This window comes from Candidatus Aegiribacteria sp. (genome assembly GCA_021108005.1).
In the GTDB taxonomy this organism is placed as follows: Bacteria; Fermentibacterota; Fermentibacteria; order Fermentibacterales; family JCC-6; genus Aegiribacteria.
On record JAIORS010000061.1, the window covers coordinates 1 to 8,187 of the forward strand.

7 protein-coding genes and 1 tRNA gene are annotated in these 8,187 nt (G+C 46.2%); 4 read left to right on the forward strand and 4 right to left on the reverse strand.

Going from position 1 to position 8,187, the window contains the following annotated elements; genetic code table 11:
* Positions 1 to 310: 310 nt before the first annotated feature.
* The 4 genes from K8S15_03660 to K8S15_03675 form a co-directional block, all read right to left on the reverse strand.
* Positions 311 to 386: transfer RNA gene (locus K8S15_03660), tRNA-Asn, on the reverse strand.
* Positions 387 to 517: 131 nt separating this feature from the next.
* Entirely contained in the window at positions 518 to 1,276 is a 759-nt protein-coding gene (locus K8S15_03665) for a glutaminyl-peptide cyclotransferase (protein ID MCD4775131.1), read from the reverse strand.
* A 42-nt stretch (positions 1,277 to 1,318) separates the two neighbouring features.
* Positions 1,319 to 2,284 (reverse strand): M48 family metalloprotease, encoded by a 966-nt coding sequence (locus tag K8S15_03670; protein ID MCD4775132.1) that lies wholly within the window; start codon positions 2,282 to 2,284, stop codon positions 1,319 to 1,321.
* On the reverse strand, positions 2,284 to 2,817 hold the full coding sequence (locus K8S15_03675; protein MCD4775133.1) for a hypothetical protein: 534 nt from the start codon (positions 2,815 to 2,817) through the stop codon (positions 2,284 to 2,286). The genes K8S15_03670 and K8S15_03675 overlap by 1 nt, the downstream gene beginning before the upstream one ends.
* A 132-nt stretch (positions 2,818 to 2,949) precedes the next feature.
* Here K8S15_03675 and K8S15_03680 point away from each other — a divergent pair, with 132 nt between their 5' ends.
* The 4 genes from K8S15_03680 to K8S15_03695 all read left to right on the forward strand — a co-directional run.
* Positions 2,950 to 4,821: a PQQ-binding-like beta-propeller repeat protein gene (locus K8S15_03680; GenBank protein ID MCD4775134.1), complete on the forward strand. Its 1,872-nt coding sequence runs from the start codon at positions 2,950 to 2,952 to the stop codon at positions 4,819 to 4,821.
* On the forward strand, positions 4,818 to 6,386 hold the full coding sequence (locus K8S15_03685) for a hypothetical protein (GenBank protein MCD4775135.1): 1,569 nt from the start codon (positions 4,818 to 4,820) through the stop codon (positions 6,384 to 6,386). Before K8S15_03680 ends, K8S15_03685 begins: the two co-directional genes overlap by 4 nt.
* Positions 6,387 to 6,459: 73 nt before the next feature.
* The gene (locus tag K8S15_03690) at positions 6,460 to 7,812 is read left to right on the forward strand and encodes a hypothetical protein (protein ID MCD4775136.1); all 1,353 of its coding nucleotides are present in this window, start codon (positions 6,460 to 6,462) and stop codon (positions 7,810 to 7,812) included.
* Positions 7,813 to 7,817: 5 nt separating this feature from the next.
* Positions 7,818 to 8,187 (forward strand): M23 family metallopeptidase (locus K8S15_03695; protein MCD4775137.1); only part of this gene is annotated, 370 nt, incomplete at its 3' end.

An 8,187-nucleotide genomic window follows, 5' to 3' on the forward strand; every position in this document is an offset into this window, starting at 1 on the left:
GGAGTGCTATTATAGGTTTGCGGAACATATTAGCTCATGAATATGGAGAGATTCTCACAGAACGAATCTGACTGGTGGCAGTAAGGGACCTGAAAGGACTTGTTGAAGAGTTGCTTCCCCATCTTAGAAGGTTAGGGTACAACGGTGATATCCCCTAATTGCTTGGTTAACTTCATTTAGTAATTCAATTCTGAAAGATCTCAGATGTGATTCATATGGATTCAGAAACTTCAAAAACTATAGACTGAGGGTCAGAGCCTTATGTGCTTAAATTGGATAGGTACCCCTGTTAATGGTGTAGAGCCAGAAATGGCGCCTCGACGAGGACTCGAACCTCGGACCTAGTGGTTAACAGCCACCCGCTCTACCAACTGAGCTATCGAGGCGCGCATTGATGGAGGGGAAAAATACGCTCTGTAATCCGATTCGTCAAGCTGTCTGGACTTGATATGCGGGTATATTTCAGACGCTGATATGGTTCAGTTGTTTTCGGAAATATGGAGTGTGCATTGGAAGCTTAGAAGGTTACAATGAAAATGGTTGGCCAGTTCTTGCCGGTAAGAAGGAAAGCTTCCCTTTCCGGGTCCCAGGCGATTCCGTTCAGCACTCCTGCGTTTATCCTTTTGGAGATTGGCAGAAGGGATGAAGCGTCGATAAGAGCTGTGACGTTTCCTGTTTGAGGGTTTATCCTGTAAATGTTATCCGAATAGTACTTGTTGGCGTATATGGAACCTCCGGCATATTCCAGCTCGTTCAGAAGGTCGATCGATCCGCCGTCAATATTCACATCGATTGTTTTAAGAGTATTAAAACTGTTGATATCCCTGAAACTGAGAGTTGAACTGCCATCGCTGGTGACAACTGTGCTGCTGCTGACCGAGCAGATTCCCCAGCCATCGGTCTCTATTGTATCTGATACCTGAAGAACAGGATTCTGAACATCCCATTCAAGAACAAGTCCGGATCGCCATGTTAACTGGTAGATATTTTCATTCAATATTGTAATACCCTCTCCAAAAAGCGTGTCGGGAAGGGGGTAGGTTTCTATAACGGAACCGCTGGAAGGATCAATTGAGCGGAGTGCTGAGGAACCGTAGCCACCTGTGGATTCCCATAAAATACCGTCATGAATTTCAAGCCCCTGCGTGTAGGCAGTAGTATCATGAGGAAGGGTACCGATGACATTAACGTAAAGAGTTTCGGGTACTATAGGTCCGGGATCCGGGCCGCCGGTTCCACTGCATGAAACTATCACAATAGAAAGGGTGATAATCAAACACGCTAGATGGAACCGGCTTCTTCTTAACAATGGTCTATATCAGGGCCTTGAACCGGATGAGCCTGAGGATCCTCTTCCGCCTGTGCTTCCGGTAGAACCTCGACTTCCTGTTCCAGTTGTCCCGGAACCTGTATCCTGAACGATTACCGAACCTGAAGTGTACTCGTCAAATCTGGCTGTACGGACTGGATCGACCTGGCTCTGAGGCAATGTGGCTATTACAGCGTTAATTGCCGTTATCCTGTCTTCGGGAGATGGATGGGTCTGCCAGAAGCCGGGGCCGGACCTTGAATCGATTGCGCTCATGGTTTGGAGAATCGAGGCCAGGGCGCAGGGATCGTATCCCGCGTTAGCGCATATTTCAGCTGCAAGACTGTCAGCCTGAAATTCGGTCTCCTGGCTGTATCCTTTTGTGATAATATTCGAAACCACGTCTTCAACCAGTTCTCCGTAATCTTCTGCGGCTGCCTGCACTTCATTGATGCCTGATCTTTCCGCGGATTCGTTGGCAACAAGAATTCCGAATTCGGTCCATCTGGCCTGGTCGATGGATAGTATCCCGTGACTGAGAGCAACATGCGATACTTCGTGCGCAAGAATAGCCGCGAGTTCATCTTCGTTTGATGCAAGGTCAATTAATCCGCTGCATATCAGTATAAATCCCCCGGGACACGCAATCGCGTTTATCTCGGTGCTGTTCATGACAAGGAAATGATATCCTCCAAAAAGGGTAGGCTTTGGAGAGCTGCAGGCGACGGTCTGGCCTACAAGATTGACGTACTGCTGAAGAGCGGGGTTTTCGAGTGGCACGTACATATTAAGAACGGTTGCCGCTACGGACCGGCCCAGGTAATACTCCTCAACTTCGGTGATATCCCTGTTCGCCCTGTCGAATGATTCAGCGATATCAAGGGCGCTCTGGACATCGTCATCTTCAATAATATCTACAATATCTCCAAGGCCGAAGGCCAGGAGAGCGGATATGATTATACTGAGAAAAGTCATTATCTTGTCCCCCTTACATTCGAAGGGGTTTCAGTTGAAGTTGTGGCCCCGGTATCTTCGATGAGATTTCCATCAACAAGGAACTGGTAGAGCTGTTGTGGTGTGACTGCCCAGGATGTCTCCATGTTGTTTACCTGGGAAAAATCAAGATCCGGGTGTTCACCTGCGTAGGTCTCTTCGATATCCTGATTAAAGCCACGGCCTGCAAGCATTATCTCGTCTGAGGTTACATCCCCGGATGCGGATGAACCACCAGAGGCTGCCTGGATGGCTCCTGTAACCGAAGTGCAGTGTATCCATCCATCCTGATTGAGGGCTGTGGTAATCCTGTACCATTCTCCGTTTATCTCGTCAATTACAGCCATGGTTCCGTAGCTGACAGGTTCTACAGGTGACGCGTAGAACGCAGGCATCGGATAGATTGACTGATTCTGTACGGCGATGGCAACCTCGTCTCCAACCTGTGGTTCTGCATCTTCGTCCGCGTAAAGGGAGAGCGATACAAGCAGAATTAGAATAATAAGCAATTTCATTGTGTACCTCCATTTCTGTAGAGATTGTAAGCAGAATTGTATATATTGTCCATACCTGTAGTTGAAAAGCGATTCTTCGGGGTTGTGGACTTATCAAGTACATGATGATATTATAAATAATGGGGGTTAAGAATGTTATCATTACTATTATCCATGTTGATGCTGGTTGACAGAGCTTTATTACCCACACCGCAACTGCTCACTCAGGACTTCGGTCAGCCTCCTCCTCCGCAGCTGCCTGTGGTAGTAAGGCTGATCCCGCCGGCTCCCGGACAGATGTATGTTGAAGATCTCTGGAGGATCTCGCTTAACAACACCATGTCCGAAGTGTTCTCGGTTTACCTGTTCGTGACGATAGAGAAAGCCGGTGCGGGATTGCTGATGGATGCTACCACATCTGTGTTCCTGCTTCCACCGGGTTACCTTGAGCTCAGCTCTTCTGAAATGTCACCCATAAGCACGAATTTCTACGATCCTGTTTTTGAAACAAGTGTTGGGCAAATGGGGGGATTTCCGGACGGTACCTACATTATCACATTTTATGTTTACGAAGAGGGTGGAGGTCTGGTCGGAACAGGTGATTTTACACAGAATGTAGAGAATCATGCAGCTCCTGAGCTTCAGTATCCGACCGATAACAGCGAAGTTACAGAACCGTTACCAATTTTCATATGGTTTCCTTCATTCCCTCCCGGAATCGTTGAATACTCGATCAGGATAGTCAATATACTGGAGGGACAATCCCCTGAAAGTGCCATATCCGCTAATCCGGCCTGGCTCACTGCGAATGATATTTTTACTGAGGAGTTAGTTTATCCTGTGTACGCCAGCTCTTTTAAATATGGAGACAGTTACGCATGGCAGGTTGAAGGTTTTTACGATGGTTCTTCTGTTGGCAAGAGCGAAATCTGGACATTTTCCTGTGTAAATCCTGGAATATTCGGCGAAGAAGGTTCAGAAATATGGAGTTTTGAAACAGGTGACAGAGTTCAGTGCAGCCCTGCAATTGCACTTGACGGAAGCATCATCTGCGGAAGTTTTGATGGATTTATCTATTCGCTTGATCAAAAGGGAAGCGAATTATGGAGGTATCCCGCGGGCGGTCCGGTATATGCAGTTGCCATAGGGCAGGATGGAAGGATTTTCGCAACGGGTGATTTTGGTATCTGCTGCATCGATCCTTCAGGCTTTCTGGTGTGGAATAACAATATGACGGGGCCTGTAAGGGCATGTCCATTGATTCTCCCGTCGGGAAAACTCTACGCAGGATCCATAGAGGGAATATTTTATTCAATAGACACGTTCAGCGGAGAAATCGCGGATACATTGAAAACAGACAACAGTATCGTTCTCCCCGCAGCCTCTGATTCATCCGGAACAATTTACTTCACCTGTGATGCCAATAGTATATATGCCGTAGATGATGATAGCAGCGGTTTTACTACGAAGTGGACATTCCGTGCCGGTGACAGTTTTTCGGGGGGCCCTGTTATATTTGGAGATAATATCTATGCCGCAGCAGGGAAAGAAGTCCTCTGTTTCAGTATGGATGGTTCACAAATCTGGAATTCCAGACTGCCTTCGCAGATCTATCCCGGACCTGTTGTCTCTTCCAATGGTACCGTTTACGCAGGTACCTGGAGCGGGAACATATACGCTCTGGAATGGGACACTGGAAGAAGAGCCGGAGCGATACCGGCCGGGACGGTGGTAACATCAACTCCAGCGTTGAACATTACAGGATCACTGTTCTTCGGATGTGATGATGCCTGCTTGCACTGTTTCTCGGCATCAGGATTTCTTCTCTGGAAGTTCGAGACGAAAGGTGCTGTCCGTTCCAGCCCCGTAATCGGTATTGATGGCACCGTCTATTTTGGAAGTGATGACAACTGGATCTATGCTATAGCAGGTTCCGGGTCAGGCCCTATGACTGACGGATGGCCGCAGTACTGCAAAAATTCCTTCAACAACGGCTTCGTAGATATTCCGGGTGAAGAACAATGAGAGCAGCAGCCCTGCTGTTGCTTCTTGCCGTTGCTCTGTCCATATCGGACGGCATTGAAATATCGGGAAGTTCCTCTTTTTATTCTCAGTATTCCTCCGAGGATAATGGATGGTCCGAAATGCCGAAACAGTTCTGGCGCTGGAGATTCAATCCAGTATTCAATATTTATGGCTTACCTGTTGCCGCAAGTGTGTTTGTATCATCAGAAGAGAGTATGCAGAGGCAGAACATGAACAGGATCTACATCTCATCGACCCCCTCGGCATCTGCCCGGGAAGGATCTGTCCTGTCCTGGGTATCATCCGTCGGTATTGGTGCTTCAAACCCTTATTTATCAAGATTTACATTGAATGCAGTGAATATTTCAGGCGTGAATCTTGCGCTTAATCCAGGTGGATTCTATTTTGCTGCTTCCGGAGGTAGAAACAGGCGGGGGATTGAATCAACGGATAATAATCCGGGAGAGTACGAACGAAATATGTACGCGGTGAAAACAGGTCTCGGATCTCCCTACGGCAGCCATCTGCACCTGTGCATGCTGTACGGTAAGGATATAGAAGATTCGATATTGGAAGACAGCACTTTCAGAATTACTCCATCCGAGAACTGGGTAGCGTCAATTAGCTCGGGTATAGTCATATTCGACGGGAAATTCCGTTTAAATGGTGAAATAGCAGGATCGATGCTAACCAGAGATACCAGGAGCCCGGAGATTGAAACTGATAAGGTTCCTCAGTGGCTGATTGATTTATCAGGGGCTAATATAAGCTCAGGTTTTGGATGGGCACTTGATCTGTCCTCCTCTCTGAAATTCTCTGAAAATATGCTCTCCGCATCATTCAAGCGTCTAGCGCCCGGCTTTGAAAGTATGGGTTCGCCATACTTAAGAAGTGATGAAATATCTATTGAAACCAGAGCTGACAGGTATTTCATGAACAGGCAGATGTCCGCCGGATTGTGGTACAGGTGGAAAACGGATAATCTTTTGGATACAAAATCATTCACTACGTCAGAAAGTGTTTACGGAATTCGGACGGGATTTCTTTTTGAAGATTTTCCAAGGATCTATATCAGTTATTCCCCTTCTTTCGTTGAAATGCGGGACAATTCCTCATCCAGTATAGAAACCTCCATGATCTCAATTTCCGCGAACTATAGAAGGGACATAGCAGACCTGGATGTGAATTCAGCTGTGGCTTTCACGATTTATGATAATTCGATGGGAACCGGCAGCAGTGATTACAGCTCGGTGAGCGGAGTACTCAGAGAAACTGTTTCACTTGAATTTCCGCTTACAATTACCGGCTGCGTCTCCACAAGACGAACAAGAACCGGCAGCGATCCTGTATGGAAGTACACTGGCGATCTGAGAGGCACATGGTATCCATCCAATTCCCTCTCAATGACTCTTGGAGGTTATTACACTACAGGAGACGGTGATACAAAAAAGACAGTTATACTTGTGATCATCTTATTGCAAGTTTGTCGGGGGAGTACTGCACGTATTCAAGTGTTTCTGAAGAGGATTACACGAATACCATTGGAGGCGCGGGAATCACCGTGATATGGTGATTATTTCGACGAGAGATTGAAACTCCTGATTAGCTTATAGAAGGAGTTTGAAATGAGAATAATAATTGCAGGAGTTATATGCCTTCTGGCATCTGTTTGATGTTGTACAATCCCTCAGAGAGCAGGCCTGGGAGAGCGAGTACATTCCTGAGTCAACCGTTCCGGTGGTACCGCTTACTGATTATGATGAGTTTGAAGTTATTGAGCTTTTCCGAGCGGAAACAATAGAAGAGCTTGAAGCTTCACTCACTGATGGTTATCCATATCCCTGGTTAGAAGAAACTCTCAGAGATGAAAGTATTCCCTGGGAGGACAGGTACTGGTTGGACTGCAGGATGAGAGCAGCCATTTCTCAGAACCTTCATGTTTTCTACGATACTGAGAATAATCCTGTTCATGTTGAAGCAGATGGAGTGTTCCCTGGGGAATTCTACTGGCGGGAACACATGATTGTTGATCCCGAGGGCTCGAATGTCCCTGAAGGCACAGTCCGTCCTACTCATAGTGAAAGAACTCAGCATATAGATATGGGATACCTGATTGATGCCTATGGATACAATGTAGGAAAGCTCAATATTGCAGTCAAAGGTATCCAATTATCAAGAGATGCGAGCATAGGTCTGATTATTACAGGACAGACTGGTGAATATTATAGTGCCCACGAGCAGTATTATGCTTGTCTTCTTTACCCTGATGGCTCATTCAGAGAGTTTCCTTTTAATGAGGTCGGATATTCTAGCGGATCTATTAGTGCAAATGGGAATATATTGGTGTTTTTTAGGCATAGCATTCCCGGAGATGAAGCAAGTTTCGTAGAAGTTTGGGATCGCGATGGTAACCTACTCAGGAGGTTTCCTTCTGAAATTGATTTCGAGATAATGAATGTTCCTCCAATCACATACGATGGACATCATGCTTCCTGCATTCTGCTAAATCCTTCAGCACATAGTGCTCTTGTAGATTGTGTTAACGGAGAAATAAGGCAAGTAACCGAGCATACTGGTACAGATATATCAACAACAATCTGCAATTTCAGCCCGGATGGTCGGTTCTTCTGTATTGGAGGAGCAACTAAAGGTCGAGTGATAGACTTGAATAACGGTTCAGTGTATGAGTTTCCTGAGACTACCGTCAGAGAAGATTGCTATAACGCAACACTAGTCAATTGTTCTAACTCTAGAATAGTCACGACTCTTACTACTAGATACAGTAATCGCTCTAATGAAGATGTTGAGATCAGTCTATACGTAGACAATACAAAAGTCTATTCCCAAAGAATAGATATTGACAGTACACGCCGGATACTCTGTACGGAAGTATCTCCAAACGGGCACTATCTTCTGGTTAATCCAGGAAATAATAGATTTGGGTCTGTACAAAGTATCCCATTATCTGTGCTGAATATTGCTGGGAGGTGATCGGGATGAGAAGCCATACTATGCAAATACTGATCACTCTTGGATTACTATTGATGTCAGCTATTACAGTTCATGCGAATGATCCGGATCCAGACACCCCATGGCCAGTTGGCAGCACAGACAGCTTGATGAACTTCACAAAAACCCTCATGACAAGCTATGGCGACCCTGTGAACGGCTGGGGAGAATTCCATGCTGGAATCGATATCGACGCGAATACTGAATCTCCTAGCTGCGATGAAGTTCGCTCAGTTATCGATGGGGATGTTGTGATATCAAATATGTATAGGTTTTACGCCGATTCGGCCTATCAATGGATTGTGATTACAACCGAGGGAACTGACAGGGGGCGGGGTTTCAGAGATGGGTGTATTT

What these genes read in the sequence shown, in the direction of transcription:
- K8S15_03670 (MCD4775132.1), bottom strand. Translation starts at nt 2,284, where the DNA reads ATGACTTTTCTCAGTATAATCATATCCGCTCTCCTGGCCTTCGGCCTT.
- K8S15_03675 (MCD4775133.1), bottom strand. Translation starts at nt 2,817, where the DNA reads ATGAAATTGCTTATTATTCTAATTCTGCTTGTATCGCTCTCCCTTTAC.
- K8S15_03680 (MCD4775134.1), top strand. Translation starts at nt 2,950, where the DNA reads ATGTTATCATTACTATTATCCATGTTGATGCTGGTTGACAGAGCTTTA.
- K8S15_03685 (MCD4775135.1), top strand. Translation starts at nt 4,818, where the DNA reads ATGAGAGCAGCAGCCCTGCTGTTGCTTCTTGCCGTTGCTCTGTCCATA.